This window comes from Anaerotruncus sp. DFI.9.16 (assembly GCF_024461615.1).
Classification (GTDB): Bacteria; Bacillota; Clostridia; order Oscillospirales; family Ruminococcaceae; genus Anaerotruncus; species Anaerotruncus massiliensis.
The window spans coordinates 26,539-42,577 of the sequence record NZ_JANFZX010000024.1; the positions used below are offsets into that span (position 1 = coordinate 26,539).

Consider the following 16,039-nt stretch of genomic DNA (forward strand, 5'->3'; position numbering starts at 1 on the left):
AGCGTGACTGCACAGATATGCGATGATGCGGGAGGTGGCCGCCCTTTGAGGCGGGGAATTTCCGCGGAGTATGTCCGATTTCAAACCGGGCGACTTTAATACTGATGAAAGCGTGCGCAATGCGCCTCCAGAGGCATTTTGCGCGGCGCGGCGGCTTTTGGCCGCGGGCGGTATGAAGTCCGGCTAAACTGGAAGGTTTACCGGATTTTTTGTATGCCCGCCCGCGAAACACCCGGAGGGGTGTACAGAGCGATTCGGTATGTGAAGTGTCGTCAGAAAACATTAAGGAGGCGATCTTCAGTGGCAGTCAAGGAGAAAATCAGAATCAGGCTCAAAGGTTACGATCACCAGCTCGTCGATGCATCGGCGGAGAAGATTGTGGAAACGGCAAAGCGCACCGGCGCCCGCGTTTCCGGTCCGATCCCCCTGCCGACCGAGAAGGAAATCGTCACCATCCTGCGCGCCGTCCACAAGTATAAGGACAGCCGCGAGCAGTTCGAGATGAGGACCCACAAACGGCTCATCGACATCCTGCGTCCCTCGAACAAGACGGTCGAGGCGCTCACGGGACTCGAACTCCCCGCCGGCGTGGAGATTGAAATCAAGCTCTAAGCCGCGCGAAACCCCGACGACGGATCCGCCGTCAGGTCAAGTCGGCGAGAGCCGACCAATAACCTTCAGGAGGTAAGAAAGGTATGCAAAAGTGCATCGTAGGCAAAAAGATCGGCATGACCCAGCTTTTTGACGAGAACGGAAAAGTGATCCCCGTGACCGTCGTTGAGGCCGGCCCCTGCGTTGTCGTCCAGAAGAAGACAATCGAAAACGACGGCTATGAAGCCGTGCAGATCGGTTATGGCGACATCTCGGACAAGGCGATCAACAAACCGCTCAAGGGACACTTCGCGAAGGCTGACGTCGCGCAGAAGCGCACCCTCAAGGAGTTCCGTCTGGAGGACTGCTCGTCCTTAAACGTCGGCGACATCATCAAGGCCGACGCCTTCGCCGCGGGAGACGCGGTGGATGTCGCGGGCACCTCGAAGGGCAAGGGCTACGCCGGCACCGTCAAGCGGTTCGGCAACCACACCCTCAAAGCGACCCACGGCTCCGGTCCCGTCGGACGCCACGCCGGCTCCAACGGCGCCTGCTCGTCCCCGTCCCGCGTCTTTAAGGGCAAGGGCCTCCCGGGCCACATGGGTGACGAACACGTCACCGTCCAGAACCTTGCGGTCGTCAAGGTGGACGCGGAAAACAATCTCATCGCGATCAGAGGTGCGATCCCCGGCGCCAAGGGCGGCGTGGTCTGCATCACCGATAGCGTCAAGGCGTAAGGGAAGGAGGACACACACAATGCCAAAGGTTCAAGTTTATGATATGGCCGGCAAAGCCGTTTCTGAGATCGAGCTTTCCGACGCCGTCTTCGGCATCACCCCCAATCAGGCGGTCGTGCACGCGTGCGTCGTGAATTATCTGGCCAACCAGCGCCAGGGCACTCAGTCGACCCTGACCCGCACCGAGGTTACCGGCGGCGGCAAGAAGCCCTGGAGGCAGAAGGGCACCGGCCACGCGCGCCAGGGCTCCATCCGCGCTCCCCAGTGGCGCAAGGGCGGCATCGCGCTCGGCCCCAAGCCGCGCGACTACAGCTACTCCCTCAACAAGAAGACCCGCCGCCTGGCGATCAAATCGGTCTTCTCCGACAAGGTCCTCACGAACGACCTGATCGTGGTCGACCAGATCACCGTCGACGGCTACAAGACCCGCCCGGTGGTCGATATGCTCAAGGCGCTCGGCGCGGAAAAGAAGGCGCTCATCGTCATGGGCGACAAGAACGACCAGTTCATCAAATCCGCTTCCAACATTCCGGGCGTCAAGACCGCGCTGGTCAACACGCTCAACGTCTACGACATCGTCAACTGCGACAAGTTCATCGTCGCGAAAGACGCCGTCGCCAAACTCGAGGAGGTGTACGCATAATGAAAGCTCCGCAGGACATTATCCTCCGTCCGGTCATCACCGAGGCTTCGATGGCGAACGTGCAGCTTCGGAAGTACACCTTCCGGGTCGCCAAGGACGCCAACAAGATTGAAATCGCCAAGGCCGTCGAGACGCTGTTCCCCGGCGCCAAGGTGTCGTCGGTCAACACGATCAGCTGCCGCGGCCGTCTGAAACGGATGGGCCGCAACCAGGGCTACACCCCTTCCTTCAAGAAGGCGATCGTGACGCTGACCGAGGGTTCGAAGACGATCGAGTTCTTCGATACCATGCTCTAATGGCGCCTTGCGCCGCGTATGGGGTTCTCTGCCCCGCTAACTAAAATGAGGAGAGTGAAACCGAATGGCTATTAAGAGCTATAAGCCCACTACGCCCAGTCGCCGGCAGATGACTGTCACCGACTACAGCGAGTTGAGCAAGGTCGCTCCGGAAAAGAGCCTGCTTGAGCCTGTCAAGAAGCACTCCGGACGCAACAGCAACGGCAGGATCACCGTCCGCCACCGCGGCGGCGGCAACCGCCGGAAATACCGCATCATCGATTTCAAGCGCGACAAGGCCGATATCCCGGCCAAGGTCCTGACGCTCGAGTATGACCCCAACCGCACCGCCCACATCGCGCTCGTCCAGTACGAGGACGGCGAGAAGCGCTACATCATCGCGCCCAACGGCCTCAAGGTCGGCGACACGGTGGTCTCCGGCGCCAAGGCGGACATCAAGCCGGGCAACTCGCTGCCGATGATGAACATCCCGACCGGTACCTTCATCCACAACATCGAGCTTTACCCGGGCAAGGGCGCGCAGCTGGCGCGTTCGGCCGGCGTCATGGCCCAGCTGATGGCGAAGGAAAACGGCATGGCGCTCGTCCGCCTGCCCTCCGGAGAGCTTCGCAACATCCCCGAGATCTGCGTGGCCACGATCGGCCAGGTCGGCAACATCGATTTCGAGAACGTCAACTACGGCAAGGCCGGCCGCCGCCGCCACATGGGCTGGCGCCCGACCGTCCGCGGCTCCGTCATGAACCCCTGCGACCACCCGCACGGCGGCGGCGAGGGCAAGAGCCCGGTCGGACGTCCGGGCCCGGTCACCCCTTGGGGCAAGCCCGCGCTGGGTTACAAGACCCGCGCCAAACACAACCGCTCCGACAAGTTTATTGTCAAGCGCCGCAACGCGAAGTAAGACGGGCTGAAAGGAGGAAATATTCATGGGTAGAAGCATTAAAAAGGGACCGTACGTTCAGCCCGTTCTGCTGGAGAGGGTCCGCAAGATGAACGAGAGCGGCGAGAAAAAGCAGGTCCTCAAGACCTGGAGCCGCGCTTCGACGATATTCCCCGATTTTGTCGGGCACACCTTCGCGGTCCACGACGGCCGCAAGCACGTGCCGGTTTATGTGACCGAGGACATGGTTGGGCACAAGCTCGGCGAGTTTGCCCCCACCAGGACCTACCGCGGACACGCCGGCGCCAGGAAGAGCAACTAAAACGAGGCCGAAAGGAGGAACTCAACCATGGAAGCAAGAGCTTCGCTGAGACATGCCCGCATCGCGCCTCGCAAGGTGCAGATCGTGCTTGATCTTATCCGCAACAAGCCCGCCGACCAGGCGATGGCGATTCTCCGGCAGACCCCCAAGGCCGCTTGCGAGCCGTTGGAGAAGCTGCTGAAGTCGGCCGTGGCAAATGCCGAGAACAATTTCAACATGGACAGGAACAACCTGTACGTGTCCGAGTGCTACGTCACCCCCGGCCCGACGATGAAACGGATCCGCCCCCGCGCGCAGGGCAGGGCGTTCCGCGTACTCAAGAGGACGTCCCACGTCTTCATCACCGTCAAAGAACAAGAATAACGCTGAAAGAGGAGGTAAACTATGGGCCAAAAAGTGAATCCGCACGGCCTTCGTGTCGGAGTTATTAAGGATTGGGATTCCCGCTGGTTTGCTAAGGACGATGCTTTCGGCGATATCCTTGTCGAGGATTATAAGCTCCGCAAGTTCTTAAAGAAAACCCTTTACGATGCAGGAATCCCCCGCATTGAAATCGAGCGCGACGCCACCAAGGTGCGCATCCACATCCACTGCTCCCGCCCGGGCATCGTCATCGGCAGGGGCGGCGCCGAGATCGAGAAGATCCGCCGCCAGTGCGACGAGATGATCAACAAGGGCAAGGCCGCGGCCGACAAGCGCCAGGTCTTCATCAACGTCGTCGAGGTCAAGTCCCCCGACAAGAACGCCCAGCTCGTGGCCGAGTCGATCGCCGCCCAGCTGGAAGCCCGCGTCTCCTTCCGCCGCGCCATGAAGCAGTCGATCGGACGCGCGATGAAGTTCGGCGCCCGCGGCATCAAGATCCAGGTGTCCGGCCGTCTGGGCGGCGCCGAGATCGCGAGGACCGAGCACTACCATGAGGGCACCATCCCCCTGCAGACCATCCGCGCCGACATCGACTACGGCTTTGCCGAGGCGAACACCACCTACGGAAGAATCGGCGTCAAGGTATGGATCTACGCCGGAGAGGTTCTCGGGGATGCCAAGAGGCCCCGCAGGGATGACCGTCCCCAGAGGGAAGGAGGCAAACAGTAATGCTGCTGCCAAAACGTGTGAAATACCGCCGTGTTCAGCGCGGCCGCCTCAAGGGCAAGGCCCTGCGCGGCAACACCGTCACTTACGGAGATTTCGGCCTGCAGGCGCTTGAGCCGGCGTGGGTCACCTCCAACCAGATCGAGGCCGCCCGTATCGCCATGACCCGCTACATCAAGCGCGGCGGCCAGGTCTGGATCAAGATTTTCCCGGATAAGCCGATCACCGAAAAACCGGCCGAGACCCGCATGGGTTCCGGTAAAGGAAGCCCCGAGTACTGGGTCGCAGTCGTCAAGCCCGGCCGCGTGATGTTTGAAATCGGCGGCGTGCCCGAGGACCTGGCCCGTGAGGCAATGCGTCTTGCCGCGCACAAGCTGCCCATCAAGTGCAAGTTCGTTGCCAAAGAGACTGAGGAAAAGGGGAGTGAAGAGTAATGAAGGCAACTGAGATCAGGGAACTGTCTGACAAGGAGCTTCAGGAGAAGCTCAACGACCTCAAAGCCGAGCTTTTCAACCTTCGTTTCCAGCACGCGATCAACCAGCTCGATAACCCGATGCGCCTGAACATCGTCAAGAAGGACATCGCGCGGGTGAAGACCCAGATCCGGGCCAACGAGCTTAAGAGCGCGCAGTAAGCGGAAGGGAGGACGAAGGTAAATGAGCGAAAGAAATCTCCGCAAGACCCGTGTCGGCACGGTTGTCAGCGATAAGATGGATAAGACGGTCGTCGTCGCCATCCAGGACAACGTCAAACATCCCCTTTACAAGAAGATCATCAAGCGCACCGTGAAGTTCAAGGCGCACGACGAAGAGAACGCGTGCGGCGTTGGCGACAAGGTCAAGATCATGGAGACCCGCCCCCTGTCCAAGGATAAACGGTGGAGGGTCACCGAAATCATCGAGAAGGCGAAATAACATCCGGACGGTCTTTTCCGACAGTCCGATTGAAAGGAGGAACGCTCTGTGATACAGATGCAGACCTATCTCAAAGTAGCCGACAACACCGGTGCGAAGGAACTCATGTGCATCCGCGTGCTCGGCGGCTCCCGCAGGAGATACGCCAACATTGGCGATGTGGTCGTGGCTTCCGTCAAGAAGGCCGCGCCCGGCGGTCAGGTGAAAAAGGGCGACGTGGTCAAGGCGGTAATCGTTCGTTCCGCTAAGGGGATCCGCCGCGACGACGGGACCTATATCCGCTTCGACGAGAACGCTGCGGTCATCATCAGAGAAGATAAAAACCCCAGAGGTACCCGTATCTTTGGACCGGTTGCGAGGGAACTCCGCGAAAAGGAGTACCTCAAGATTTTAAGCCTCGCTCCCGAGGTGCTGTAATGGAGGTGCTCAAAAGTGAATAAGCTTCACGTCAAAAAGGGCGATACAGTCATCGTTCTGTCCGGCAAGGACAAGGGCAAGCAGGGCAAGGTTCTTGAGGTCTCCCCCAAGGAGGGCAAGGTCATCGTCGACCACATCAACATGATGACCAAGCACGTCAAGCCCCGCAAAATGGGCGATCCCGGCGGTATCGTGAAGGCGGAGGGCGCCATGTACGCCTCCAAGGTCATGCTCGTCTGCCCCAAATGCGGCAAGCCCACCCGGATTGCCCACAAGGTCCTCAACGACGGCAAGAAGGAACGTATCTGCAAAAACCCGAAATGTGGCGAAACTTTTTAAGTAAGGAGGAGAAATCATGGCACGACTCAAGGACCAGTACGTGGGCGAGATCGCTCCCGCGCTGATGAAGAAATTCAGCTATAAATCTGTCATGCAGATCCCCAAGCTTGATAAGGTCGTCATCAATATCGGCTGCGGCGAGGCGCGGGACAATCCCAAGATCATCGACGCAATCGTTTCTGACCTTTCCAAGATCACGGGCCAGCGCCCGGTCATCTGCAAGGCGAAAAAATCCGTGGCGAACTTCAAGCTGCGTGAAGGCATGAACATCGGCGCAAAGGTCACCCTGCGCGGCGACCGGATGTATGAGTTCGTCGACAGGCTGTTCTCCGTGGCCCTGCCCCGCGTACGCGACTTCCGTGGGATCAACCCCAACGGCTTCGACGGGCGCGGCAACTACAACATGGGCCTCAAGGAGCAGCTGATCTTCCCCGAGATCGACTACGACAAGATCGACAAGGTCCGGGGCATGGACATCTGCTTTGTCACCACTGCGAAAACCGACGAGGAGTCCCGCGAGCTCTTGACGCTCATGGGCGCCCCATTTGCGAAGTAAGGAGGGAAAACTGTGGCAAAAACATCGATGAAGATCAAGCAGAGCCGCCCGGCGAAGTTCTCCACCAGGGAATACACCCGGTGCAAGATCTGCGGCAGGCCGCACGCTTACCTTCGCAAATTCGGAATCTGCCGTATTTGTTTCAGGGAACTGGCGTACAAAGGGCAGATCCCCGGCGTCAGGAAGGCAAGCTGGTAAAACAAAGCTGAGCGAATAAAGGAGGTTGACGGCATGCATATCACCGATACGATCGCTGACATGCTGACCCGTATCAGAAATGCGAACAGTGCAAAACATGATACGGTCGATATTCCTGCTTCCAACATGAAGAAAGCAATTGCTCAGATTTTGTTGGATGAAGGATATATAAAGAGCTTCACCGTCGTCGAGGACGGCAAACAGGGCACCATCCGCGTTGTCCTGAAATACGGGCAGGGCAAGACCCCGGTCATCCAGGGCCTTCGCAGGGTTTCCAAACCCGGCCTGCGCATCTACACCAGCTGTGAGGATATGCCCCGCGTGATGAAGGGACTCGGCGTTGCCATCCTGTCCACCAACAAGGGCGTTATGACCGACAGGCAGGCTCGCAAAGAGAATGTCGGCGGCGAAGTCCTCGCGTTCATTTGGTAAGGGGGGTGCGGTGAAATGAGTCGAATCGGAAGAAAGCCCATCACCGTGCCCGCGGGCGTCGACGTCAAAATCGACGGCAGCACGGTAACCGTCAAGGGCCCCAAGGGCACCCTGACCCAGACCTTCCGCCCCGAGATGGGCATCAAGCAGGAAGGCAGCGAGATCCTCGTGACCCGCCCCAACGACGAGAAGGAGATGCGCAGCCTGCACGGGCTGACCCGCACCCTGGTCGCCAACATGGTGCAGGGCGTCACCGAGGAGTTCAAGAAGGAACTCGAGATCAACGGCGTCGGCTACCGCGCGGCCAAGCAGGGCAAACAGCTCGTCATGACCCTCGGCTACAGCCACCAGGTCTTCATGGAGGACAACGCCGACATCACGATCGATGTCCCCGCGCCCAACAAGATCATCATCCACGGCCCCGACAAGCAGAAGGTCGGCCAGTTCGCGGCGGAAGTCCGCGAGAAGCGCCCGCCCGAGCCGTATAAGGGCAAGGGAATCAAGTATATCGACGAAGTGATCATCCGCAAGGAAGGCAAAGCGGGCAAGGGCAAGAAGTAAAGGAGTGAAGTAACATGGTAACGAAGCCTGACAAGAATGTCGCCAGACTCAAACGGCACAGCAGGGTCAGGGCGAAGATCAGCGGCACGCCTGGCTGCCCTCGTCTTGATGTCTTCCGCTCCGCCAAACACATCTATGCCCAGATCATCGACGATGAAAACGGCGTGACGCTGTGCGCGGCGTCCTCGCTGGACAAGGATTTCGAGGGCAACGGCGGCAACAAGGAAGCGGCCAAGAAGGTCGGCGAAGCGATCGCGAAGAAAGCGGCCGACAAGGGCATCAGCGAAGTGGTGTTCGACCGCGGCGGCTATATCTACCACGGGCGCGTCAAGGAGCTGGCGGAAGCGGCCCGTGAAGGCGGCCTCAAATTCTAAAGAAGGAGGGATACTTTTGGCTCAGTTTAATGCGAACAACAATGACGAGCTCAAGGAGCGCGTCGTAGCGATTAACCGCGTTTCCAAAACGGTGAAAGGCGGACGCATCTTCAAGTTCGCGGCCCTCGTGGTTGTCGGCGACGGCAACGGCACGGTCGGCTTCGGGCTTGGTAAAGCGGGCGAGGTACCCGACGCCATCCGCAAGGGTATTGAGGACGCGAAAAAACACCTTCACAAGATCTCCCTCAAGGGAACGACCATCCCCCACGAGGCGATCGGCGTTTACGGCGCGGGACGCGTGCTGATGAAACCGGCCCCGGAAGGAACCGGCGTCATCGCGGGCGGCCCCGTCCGTGCGGTGATGGAGACCGCGGGCATCAAGGACATCCGTACCAAGTGCCTGCGCTCCAACAACCCCTGCAACGTCGTTTCGGCGACCATCCAGGGGCTGTGCTCCCTGCGTGACGCGGAGCAGGTCGCGGCCACCCGCGGCAAATCCGTGAAGGATATTATTGGATAAGGAGGAAGGCGTTATGGCGCTTACCATCAAGCTCGTTAAGAGCCTCGTCGGCAGAAAAGACGACCAGATTGCCACCGCCGAATCCTTGGGACTGCGCAGGATCGGCGATACCACCACCCAGCCCGACAACGACGCGACGAAGGGCAAGATCACGAAAATTTCCCACCTCATTGAGGTCACCAACGCATAAAGCAAGGAGGTGCAGGTCAAATGAAATTGCATGAACTTTCCCCCGTGCCGGGTTCGAACAAGGACGTGTTCCGCAAGGGCCGCGGCCACGGTTCCGGCAACGGAAAGACGGCGGGCAAGGGCCACAAAGGCCAGAAGGCCCGTTCCGGCGCCAAACAGCCCGGATTTGAGGGCGGCCAGATGCCGCTGGCGCGGCGTGTTCCGAAGCGCGGCTTCGTGAACATCTTCGCCACCCATTACGCCACGGTCAACGTTTCCGATCTCGAGAAATTCGAGGACGGTGCGGTCGTGGACGCTCAGGCGCTCCTCGACGCTGGTATCCTCAAAAAGACCCTTGACGGCGTCAAAGTCCTCGGCAACGGCGAGATCACCAAGAAGCTCACCGTCAACTGCGCGGCTTTTTCAGCGTCTGCCAAGGAAAAGATTGAGAAAGCAGGCGGGAAGGCTGAGGTGAAGTAAAATGTTCCAGACGTTAAAAAACGCGTGGCACATTGCGGACCTGAGGAAAAAGATCCTCTACACCTTGATGATCCTGGTGCTCTTCCGGCTCGGCACGGCCGTCCCGGTTCCCTTCCTTGACGCGCAGGTTCTCCAGCAGATGCTCCAGAACCCCGCCAATGCGGGCAACCTGCTCGGCTATCTCGACATTCTCTCGGGCGGCGCGTTCGCCAGGGCGACAATCTTCGCGCTGTCCATCACCCCGTACATCACCTCTTCGATCGTCATCCAGCTGCTCACCGTGGCCATCCCGGCCCTCGAGCGCATGGCGAAGGAGGGCGAGGACGGGCGCAGAAAGATCAACAAGATCACCCGTTACGTCACCGTCGCGCTCGCGCTTCTGCAGGCATGGGCCTACTACACCCTGCTGCGCAACCAGAGCGGCGCCGTGATGTACCGCAGCGGCTTTGCGGGGATCTTCTCCGCGATCGTCATCATCGCGGCCTTCATGGGCGGCGCGATGCTGATCGTCTACCTGGGCGAGCGCATCGACGAGCACGGCATCGGCAACGGCATCTCGATGATCCTGTTCGCCGGCATCGTCTCCCGCGGCCCGGCGGCGATCCAGAAGCTCTGGATCTACCTGCAGATGGGCTCCGAGCAGCCGATGTACTACTTCACCGTTCCGCTCATCGTGGTGCTCTTCCTCGCGCTGATCGTGGTGATCATCATCATGACCAACGCCGAGCGGCGCATCCCGGTGCAGTACGCCAAAAAGGTCGTCGGCCGCAAGATGTACGGCGGACAGTCGACCTTCATCCCCATCAAAGTGAACATGTCGGGCGTTCTGCCGATCATCTTCGCCTCCTCGCTGCTGGCGATCCCGGGCACCATCAAGGCGTTCGTGGCCCCCAACGGCACCGGCTTCTGGGCGAACTTCCTCGGCGCGTTCAACTACAACACCCCGCTCTACGCGGTGCTCTACTTTATCCTGATCCTCGCGTTCAACTACTTCTACGTGGCGATTCAGTATAACCCGATCGAGATGTCCAACAACCTCAGGAACAACTCGGGCACCATCCCCGGCATCCGTCCGGGCCGTCCGACCTCCGACTTCATCGCGCGGATCATCTCCAAGATCACGCTGGTCGGCGGTATCTTCCTGGCGCTCGTGGCCGTCCTGCCGATCGGCATCGGCGGTATCACCAAGATGAACATCGCGCTCGGCGGGACTTCGATCATCATCGTCGTGGGCGTGGCGCTCGACACCTTCCGGCAGCTGGAAAGCCAGATGATGATGCGCCACTACAAGGGCTTCTTAGAGTAAAGGAGATGTCGTTATGAAACTGATACTCCTCGGCGCTCCCGGCGCCGGCAAAGGCACCCAGGCGGAAGTCATCTGTGAAAAGCTGGGAATCCCGGCCATCAGCACGGGCAACATCATCCGTGAGGCGCTCAAGAACGGGACCGAGATGGGACTGCGCGCGAAATCCTATATGGAGAGCGGCGCGCTGGTGCCCGACGAGGTCGTGATCGGCATCATCAAGGAGCGGCTCCAGCAGGACGACTGCAAAAACGGGTTTATCCTCGACGGATTCCCGCGCACCGTCCCGCAGGCCGCCGCGCTTGACGAGATGGGCGTCGAGATCGACAGGGTCATCGACATCGAGGTCGCCGACGAGGCGATCGAACGGCGGCTTTCCGGCCGCAGGGTCTGCGAGAGCTGCGGCGCCAGCTACCATGTCGACTACAAGCCTTCCAAGGTGGAGGGCGTGTGCGACAAGGACGGCGGGAAGCTGATCATCCGCAAGGACGACCAGCCCGAGACCGTGCGCGGCCGCCTGGCCACCTACCACGAGCAGACCGAGCCCCTCAAGGAGTTCTACCAGAAGAAGGGCAAGCTCCGCATCGTGGAGGGCCAGGAAGAAGTTGCGGACACCACGAAACTGACGCTTGCCGCGCTGGAGGCTTAAGTATGGTCGTGCTGAAAACGTCGAAGGAGCTTGCGAAGATGAAACGCGCCGGCTCCATCTCAGCACAGGCGTTGCAGGTGGGGGGCGCGGCGGTCAGACCCGGCGTTACGACGGGCGAGATCGACCGGGCCGTCAGAAGTTTCATTCAATCCAAAGGCGCCATCCCCTCGTTTTTAGGGTATGGTGGTTTTCCGGGCAGCGCGTGCGTGTCGGTGAATGACGAGATCATCCACGGCATCCCCGGGGGACGCGTCATCCAGGAGGGCGACATTGTGAGCATCGACGTGGGAGCCATCGTTGACGGCTACCACGGGGACAACGCGGCGACCTTCGCCGCGGGCAGGGTGAGCGATGCGGCCCAGAAGCTGATGGACGCGACAAGAGAGAGCCTGCTGGCGGCGATCGCGGTTGCAAAACCGGGCGCGCGGCTGGGGGACATCGGGTACGCGGTGCAGTCGTACGTGGAGGCGCTCGGTTACGGCGTCGTGCGCGAGTATGTCGGGCACGGGATCGGGACCGAGATGCATGAGGAACCGGAGGTGCCCAACTACGGGCGCCCCGGCCACGGCGTGCGGCTGGTCCCCGGCATGGTCATCGCCATCGAGCCGATGATCACCGAGGGCTCACCCGCGCTGCACGTGCTGGACAACGACTGGACGGTCGTGACCAACGACCATAAGCTCGCCGCGCATTTCGAGCATACCGTCGCGATCACCGAGAGCGGCCCGGTCATCCTGACTCTGCCTTGAGCGGGAGGTGCGGGATGCCGGTCGAAAGGGGTCGCGTGGTGTGCTCGAAGGCGGGGCACGACGCGGGAGGCTACTTTGTGGCCCTCGCGGAGGAAGAGGGGCGGGTCCTGCTCTGCGACGGCGGACGCAGGCCGCTGGAAGCCCCAAAGCGTAAGAGCGTCAAACACATCCGGAAAACCAACACGGTGCTCGACCTTTCGGGCATCGACACCAATCGAAAGCTGCGCAGGGCGCTTGCCGCCCTCCGGCGGGAATCAGACGAGGGAGGAAATCAGCTTGTCTAAGGAAGATGTCATCGAAATTGAGGGCGTCGTCGTGGAGAGCCTGCCCAACGCACAGTTCCGCGTGGAGCTGCCCAACGGGCATCAGCTTTTGGCGCACATTTCCGGCAAACTGCGGATGAACTTCATCCGCATCCTGCCGGGAGACAAGGTCACGCTGGAGATGTCTCCGTACGACCTGACCAAGGGGCGCATCACGTGGCGTTCCAAATAGCAGATACCGTTTTTACCGATTGAAGGAGGTAGTTTCGCATGAAAGTCAGACCTTCCGTGAAACCGATTTGCGAAAAATGCAAGATCATCAAGCGCAAGGGCCGCATCATGGTAATATGCCAAAACCCCAAGCACAAACAGCGTCAGGGCTAAAGTGCAGACCAGAATAATGGAGGTGCAAGAACAGTATGGCTCGTATAGCTGGCGTTGACCTGCCGAGAGACAAGCGGGTCGAGATCGGGCTGACCTATATCTTCGGGATCGGCCGCAAAACCGCACAGCAGATCCTCGAGTCCACCGGAGTGAACCCGGACATCCGTGTCAAGGACCTTACGGAGGACGACGTTTCCAAACTGCGTGAGTATATCGACCACAACGTGCAGGTGGAGGGCGACCTTCGCCGTGAGACGGCGCTGAATATCAAGCGCCTGGTTGAGATCGGCTGCTACCGCGGCGTGCGTCACCGCAAAGGGCTTCCCGTCCGCGGACAGCGCACCAAGACCAACGCGCGCACCCGCAAGGGACCCAAGAAGACAATCGCCAACAAGAAGAAATAATCAGGGAGGGATATAGACGATGGCAAAGGTTGCCGCTAAAAAGACCGCCACTCGCAGGCGTCGGGAACGCAAGAACATCGAGCGTGGCGCCGCACATATCCAGTCCACCTTTAACAACACGATCGTGACGATCACCGACACCCAGGGCAACGCCCTTTCGTGGGCCTCGGCCGGCGGGCTCGGCTTCCGCGGTTCCCGCAAGAGCACCCCGTTTGCCGCGCAGACCGCTGCGGAAGTCGCCGCGAAAGCCGCGATGGAGCACGGACTCAAGACGGTCGAAGTGTTTGTAAAGGGCCCGGGCTCGGGCCGTGAGGCTGCCATCCGCGCGCTGCAGGCGGCGGGACTCGAGGTCAACATGATCAAGGACGTCACCCCGATTCCGCACAACGGATGCCGCCCGCCCAAGAGAAGGCGCGTATAAGCAGCGGCTCATAGCCGCCAACCAATCAGGAGGTGCAATTTATGGCAAGATATACCGGCGCTGTATGCAGGCTCTGCCGCCGCGAGAACAAGAAGCTGTTCCTCAAGGGCGAGCGTTGCTACACCGATAAGTGCGCCGTCACCCGCAGGGCCACCGTCCCCGGGCAGCACGGCAAAGCGCGCACCAGAAAGGCTTCCGAATATGGAGTCCAGCTGCGCGCCAAACAGCAGGCCAGGCGTTACTACGGCATTCTGGAAAGCCAGTTCGCCAAGTACTTTGAGATGGCCGCCGCGAAAACCGGCGTCACGGGCGAGAATCTGCTGCGCATCTGCGAGAGCAGGCTCGACAACGTGGTCTACCGCCTCGGTTTCGCTTCCTCCCGCAAGGAGGCCCGCCAGCTCGTCCGCCACGGCCACTTCACCGTGAACGGCAAGAAGGCCAACATCCCCTCCATCCTGCTCAAGGCCGGCGACACCGTTGCCGTCAAGTCCAAGAGCGACAAGCTTAAGGGCGTGGTGGAAGCGTTTGGCTCCCGTCCCGTTCCCAAGTGGCTCGACTGCGACAAGACCAATATGACCGGACGCGTCATCGAGCTCCCGAACCGTGAGGACATCGACCTGGATGTTGAAGAGCATCTCATCGTCGAGTTGTACAGCAAATAATCCGGCTGCGTGAATCACGCGCCAAGCATGGTTGCAGGGAAACGAGAATGACCAGGCGGGAATGCTCCCGCCGCAGAAGGAGGGTCCATAATGGTCAAGATCATAGAGCCCAAGATAGAAACGGTCGAGCTCAAATCTGACGGCAGTTACGGCAAATTTGTTGCGGAACCGTTGGACAGGGGATTTGGTACAACGCTCGGCAACTCGCTGCGCCGCGTGCTGCTTTCCTCTCTTCCTGGTGTTGCGGTCATCTCTGTGAAGATCGACGGAATACAACACGAATTCTCGACAATCCCGGGCGTAAAAGAAGATGTAACCGAGATCATCCTCAATATCAAGGGCCTCACCGCAAAGCTCTATTGCGACGAGCCCAAGACGGTGAGGATCGATGCGCAGGGTGAATGTGAAGTGACTGCGGGCAGCATCGAGTGCGACAGCGAGGTCGAGATCCTCGACCCGAGCATGCATATCGCGACGCTCGACGCCGGCGCGAAGCTCTCCATGGAGATCACGCTCAAGAAGGGCCAGGGATACGTCTCGGCCGAGCGCAACAAGCACACCGAGCTGGAAAAAGCCCCGGTGGGCACCATCGCCGTGGACAGCATCTATACCCCCGTGCTCAAGGTCAACTACACGGTGGAAAACACCCGCGTGGAACAGATAACCGACTACGATAAATTAACGCTGGAAGTCTGGACGGACGGCACCATCTCCGCGAAGGAGGCGGTCAGTCTGGCGGCCAAGATCCTCAATAGGCAACTCAATCATTTCGTCGATCTTTCCGACGAGGTGAGTGCGACCGAGATCATGGACAAGAAAGAGGATACCGGCAAGGATAAACTCCTTGAGATGACCATTGAAGAGCTTGACTTATCTGTTCGCGCGTTCAACTGTCTGAAGAGGGCCGGCGTCAACACCGTGGCAGACCTCATCAACAAGTCCCCCGACGAGATGATGAAGGTCCGGAACCTCGGCAAAAAATCGCTGGAAGAGGTCATCTGGAAGTTACAGTCACTGGGATTCGACCTTTCTAAGGACGACGACAACTGAAATACCGGCCGCGCCCCGCGGCCCAACCCCGTCCGGGCTGTTAACGGGCGGGAATCTCAAAGCATTGGGTAAGGAGTGAAACAGAATGCCAGGAACCAGGAAACTCGGCCGGTCTTCCAGCCACAGAATGGCGATGCTCAGGGCGATGGTTACCTTCCTGCTGGAAAACGGCAAGATCGAAACCACCGTCACCCGGGCCAAGGAAGTCCGCGCGATGACCGAGAAGATGATTACAACGGCGAAAACCAACGATCTCCACTCCAAGCGTCAGGTGCTCTCCTTTGTCACAAAGGAGGACGTTGCGAAGAAGCTCTTCGACGAGATCGCCCCGAAGTACAAAGAGACCAAGGGCGGCTATACCAGGATCGTCAAGATCGGACCTCGCCGCGGTGACGCCGCAGAGATGGCTATCATCGAGCTCGTTTGATTTGTTTAAAAGAGGGACCGCACACTGTGCGGTCCCTCTTTTTATCTTCTCCGGGGTTGGCCCCGAGCAGTGGTCTTAGATTGTCCGCTCAACGAGCGACGGAGCTTGTCGGTGGCCGGCCGACGGCGGTTTTAGATTATCCGCTCATGAAGCGGCAGAGTTTGTCGGTAGTCGACCGACAGCGAGTTCCTTTCTTGCGTGCCCAAGAAAGGA

At 59.8% G+C, this 16,039-nt stretch carries 32 protein-coding genes; all 32 read left to right on the top strand.

The features are described from left to right. The first annotated feature begins 300 nt into the window (after positions 1 to 300). The 32 genes from rpsJ (at position 301) to rplQ (ending at position 15,826) form a co-directional block, all read left to right on the top strand. On the top strand, positions 301 to 612 hold the full coding sequence (gene rpsJ, locus NE609_RS10420) for a 30S ribosomal protein S10 (RefSeq protein WP_006873286.1): 312 nt from the start codon (positions 301 to 303) through the stop codon (positions 610 to 612). A gap of 83 nt (positions 613 to 695) precedes the next feature. Continuing rightward, a complete protein-coding gene (rplC, locus tag NE609_RS10425; protein ID WP_101548275.1) occupies positions 696 to 1,328 on the top strand; it encodes a 50S ribosomal protein L3 in 633 nt (210 codons plus the stop codon). Positions 1,329 to 1,347: 19 nt separating this feature from the next. Continuing rightward, positions 1,348 to 1,971, top strand: a complete 624-nt coding sequence (gene rplD / locus NE609_RS10430) for a 50S ribosomal protein L4 (RefSeq protein WP_101548277.1) — start codon at positions 1,348 to 1,350, stop codon at positions 1,969 to 1,971. Continuing rightward, positions 1,971 to 2,267 (top strand): 50S ribosomal protein L23, encoded by a 297-nt coding sequence (gene rplW / locus NE609_RS10435; RefSeq protein ID WP_121587235.1) that lies wholly within the window; start codon positions 1,971 to 1,973, stop codon positions 2,265 to 2,267. Before rplD ends, rplW begins: the two co-directional genes overlap by 1 nt. Positions 2,268 to 2,331: 64 nt before the next feature. Further along, complete coding sequence (rplB, locus tag NE609_RS10440; protein ID WP_101548284.1) at positions 2,332 to 3,165, top strand: 50S ribosomal protein L2; 834 nt, start codon at positions 2,332 to 2,334, stop codon at positions 3,163 to 3,165. Between the two features lie 25 nt (positions 3,166 to 3,190). Then, complete coding sequence (gene rpsS, locus NE609_RS10445; RefSeq protein WP_101548286.1) at positions 3,191 to 3,466, top strand: 30S ribosomal protein S19; 276 nt, start codon at positions 3,191 to 3,193, stop codon at positions 3,464 to 3,466. 27 nt (positions 3,467 to 3,493) lie between these two features. Then, entirely contained in the window at positions 3,494 to 3,829 is a 336-nt protein-coding gene (gene rplV / locus NE609_RS10450) for a 50S ribosomal protein L22 (RefSeq protein WP_101548289.1), read from the top strand. A 21-nt stretch (positions 3,830 to 3,850) separates the two neighbouring features. After that, on the top strand, positions 3,851 to 4,558 hold the full coding sequence (rpsC, locus tag NE609_RS10455) for a 30S ribosomal protein S3 (RefSeq protein ID WP_101548293.1): 708 nt from the start codon (positions 3,851 to 3,853) through the stop codon (positions 4,556 to 4,558). Continuing rightward, a complete protein-coding gene (gene rplP / locus NE609_RS10460; RefSeq protein WP_101548295.1) occupies positions 4,558 to 4,989 on the top strand; it encodes a 50S ribosomal protein L16 in 432 nt (143 codons plus the stop codon). The genes rpsC and rplP overlap by 1 nt, the downstream gene beginning before the upstream one ends. After that, the gene (gene rpmC / locus NE609_RS10465) at positions 4,989 to 5,189 is read left to right on the top strand and encodes a 50S ribosomal protein L29 (protein ID WP_101548296.1); all 201 of its coding nucleotides are present in this window, start codon (positions 4,989 to 4,991) and stop codon (positions 5,187 to 5,189) included. Before rplP ends, rpmC begins: the two co-directional genes overlap by 1 nt. 22 nt (positions 5,190 to 5,211) lie before the next feature. Then, the gene (rpsQ, locus tag NE609_RS10470) at positions 5,212 to 5,469 is read left to right on the top strand and encodes a 30S ribosomal protein S17 (protein WP_101548297.1); all 258 of its coding nucleotides are present in this window, start codon (positions 5,212 to 5,214) and stop codon (positions 5,467 to 5,469) included. 48 nt (positions 5,470 to 5,517) lie between these two features. Further along, positions 5,518 to 5,886: a 50S ribosomal protein L14 gene (rplN, locus tag NE609_RS10475; protein WP_101548298.1), complete on the top strand. Its 369-nt coding sequence runs from the start codon at positions 5,518 to 5,520 to the stop codon at positions 5,884 to 5,886. 15 nt (positions 5,887 to 5,901) lie between these two features. Continuing rightward, a complete protein-coding gene (gene rplX, locus NE609_RS10480; RefSeq protein WP_121587236.1) occupies positions 5,902 to 6,225 on the top strand; it encodes a 50S ribosomal protein L24 in 324 nt (107 codons plus the stop codon). 16 nt (positions 6,226 to 6,241) lie between these two features. Further along, entirely contained in the window at positions 6,242 to 6,781 is a 540-nt protein-coding gene (gene rplE / locus NE609_RS10485) for a 50S ribosomal protein L5 (RefSeq protein WP_121587237.1), read from the top strand. Between the two features lie 12 nt (positions 6,782 to 6,793). Beyond that, positions 6,794 to 6,979 carry a type Z 30S ribosomal protein S14 gene (locus NE609_RS10490; RefSeq protein WP_121587238.1) on the top strand — a complete coding sequence of 62 codons (186 nt, stop codon included), beginning with the start codon at positions 6,794 to 6,796 and terminating at the stop codon, positions 6,977 to 6,979. 33 nt (positions 6,980 to 7,012) lie between these two features. Next, a complete protein-coding gene (rpsH, locus tag NE609_RS10495) occupies positions 7,013 to 7,411 on the top strand; it encodes a 30S ribosomal protein S8 (RefSeq protein ID WP_101548305.1) in 399 nt (132 codons plus the stop codon). Positions 7,412 to 7,426: 15 nt separating this feature from the next. Continuing rightward, positions 7,427 to 7,972, top strand: coding sequence for a 50S ribosomal protein L6 (gene rplF, locus NE609_RS10500; RefSeq protein ID WP_101548307.1), 546 nt, complete (start codon positions 7,427 to 7,429; stop codon positions 7,970 to 7,972). Between the two features lie 14 nt (positions 7,973 to 7,986). Next, the gene (gene rplR / locus NE609_RS10505; RefSeq protein ID WP_101548309.1) at positions 7,987 to 8,346 is read left to right on the top strand and encodes a 50S ribosomal protein L18; all 360 of its coding nucleotides are present in this window, start codon (positions 7,987 to 7,989) and stop codon (positions 8,344 to 8,346) included. Between the two features lie 16 nt (positions 8,347 to 8,362). Next, positions 8,363 to 8,866 (top strand): 30S ribosomal protein S5, encoded by a 504-nt coding sequence (gene rpsE / locus NE609_RS10510; RefSeq protein WP_121587239.1) that lies wholly within the window; start codon positions 8,363 to 8,365, stop codon positions 8,864 to 8,866. 13 nt (positions 8,867 to 8,879) lie between these two features. After that, a complete protein-coding gene (gene rpmD / locus NE609_RS10515; protein ID WP_101548314.1) occupies positions 8,880 to 9,056 on the top strand; it encodes a 50S ribosomal protein L30 in 177 nt (58 codons plus the stop codon). Positions 9,057 to 9,076: 20 nt separating this feature from the next. Next, entirely contained in the window at positions 9,077 to 9,514 is a 438-nt protein-coding gene (rplO, locus tag NE609_RS10520; RefSeq protein WP_101548316.1) for a 50S ribosomal protein L15, read from the top strand. Between the two features lies 1 nt (position 9,515). Further along, positions 9,516 to 10,820: a preprotein translocase subunit SecY gene (gene secY, locus NE609_RS10525; protein WP_101548318.1), complete on the top strand. Its 1,305-nt coding sequence runs from the start codon at positions 9,516 to 9,518 to the stop codon at positions 10,818 to 10,820. A gap of 13 nt (positions 10,821 to 10,833) precedes the next feature. Further along, a complete protein-coding gene (locus NE609_RS10530; RefSeq protein ID WP_101548321.1) occupies positions 10,834 to 11,466 on the top strand; it encodes an adenylate kinase in 633 nt (210 codons plus the stop codon). Positions 11,467 to 11,468: 2 nt separating this feature from the next. After that, positions 11,469 to 12,215 carry a type I methionyl aminopeptidase gene (map, locus tag NE609_RS10535; RefSeq protein WP_101548323.1) on the top strand — a complete coding sequence of 249 codons (747 nt, stop codon included), beginning with the start codon at positions 11,469 to 11,471 and terminating at the stop codon, positions 12,213 to 12,215. Between the two features lie 14 nt (positions 12,216 to 12,229). After that, positions 12,230 to 12,499 (top strand): KOW domain-containing RNA-binding protein, encoded by a 270-nt coding sequence (locus NE609_RS10540; protein ID WP_207726248.1) that lies wholly within the window; start codon positions 12,230 to 12,232, stop codon positions 12,497 to 12,499. Then, on the top strand, positions 12,492 to 12,710 hold the full coding sequence (infA, locus tag NE609_RS10545; RefSeq protein WP_066455331.1) for a translation initiation factor IF-1: 219 nt from the start codon (positions 12,492 to 12,494) through the stop codon (positions 12,708 to 12,710). Before NE609_RS10540 ends, infA begins: the two co-directional genes overlap by 8 nt. Before the next feature lie 38 nt (positions 12,711 to 12,748). Next, positions 12,749 to 12,862, top strand: coding sequence for a 50S ribosomal protein L36 (gene rpmJ, locus NE609_RS10550; protein ID WP_066455330.1), 114 nt, complete (start codon positions 12,749 to 12,751; stop codon positions 12,860 to 12,862). Positions 12,863 to 12,897: 35 nt separating this feature from the next. Further along, positions 12,898 to 13,266 carry a 30S ribosomal protein S13 gene (gene rpsM, locus NE609_RS10555; protein ID WP_101548325.1) on the top strand — a complete coding sequence of 123 codons (369 nt, stop codon included), beginning with the start codon at positions 12,898 to 12,900 and terminating at the stop codon, positions 13,264 to 13,266. A gap of 19 nt (positions 13,267 to 13,285) precedes the next feature. Next, entirely contained in the window at positions 13,286 to 13,687 is a 402-nt protein-coding gene (rpsK, locus tag NE609_RS10560; protein ID WP_101548327.1) for a 30S ribosomal protein S11, read from the top strand. 41 nt (positions 13,688 to 13,728) lie between these two features. Next, positions 13,729 to 14,349: a 30S ribosomal protein S4 gene (rpsD, locus tag NE609_RS10565; protein WP_121587240.1), complete on the top strand. Its 621-nt coding sequence runs from the start codon at positions 13,729 to 13,731 to the stop codon at positions 14,347 to 14,349. A 90-nt stretch (positions 14,350 to 14,439) separates the two neighbouring features. Continuing rightward, positions 14,440 to 15,399 carry a DNA-directed RNA polymerase subunit alpha gene (locus tag NE609_RS10570; RefSeq protein ID WP_101548347.1) on the top strand — a complete coding sequence of 320 codons (960 nt, stop codon included), beginning with the start codon at positions 14,440 to 14,442 and terminating at the stop codon, positions 15,397 to 15,399. Positions 15,400 to 15,484: 85 nt separating this feature from the next. Beyond that, a complete protein-coding gene (rplQ, locus tag NE609_RS10575) occupies positions 15,485 to 15,826 on the top strand; it encodes a 50S ribosomal protein L17 (RefSeq protein ID WP_101548349.1) in 342 nt (113 codons plus the stop codon). Positions 15,827 to 16,039 lie beyond the last annotated feature (213 nt).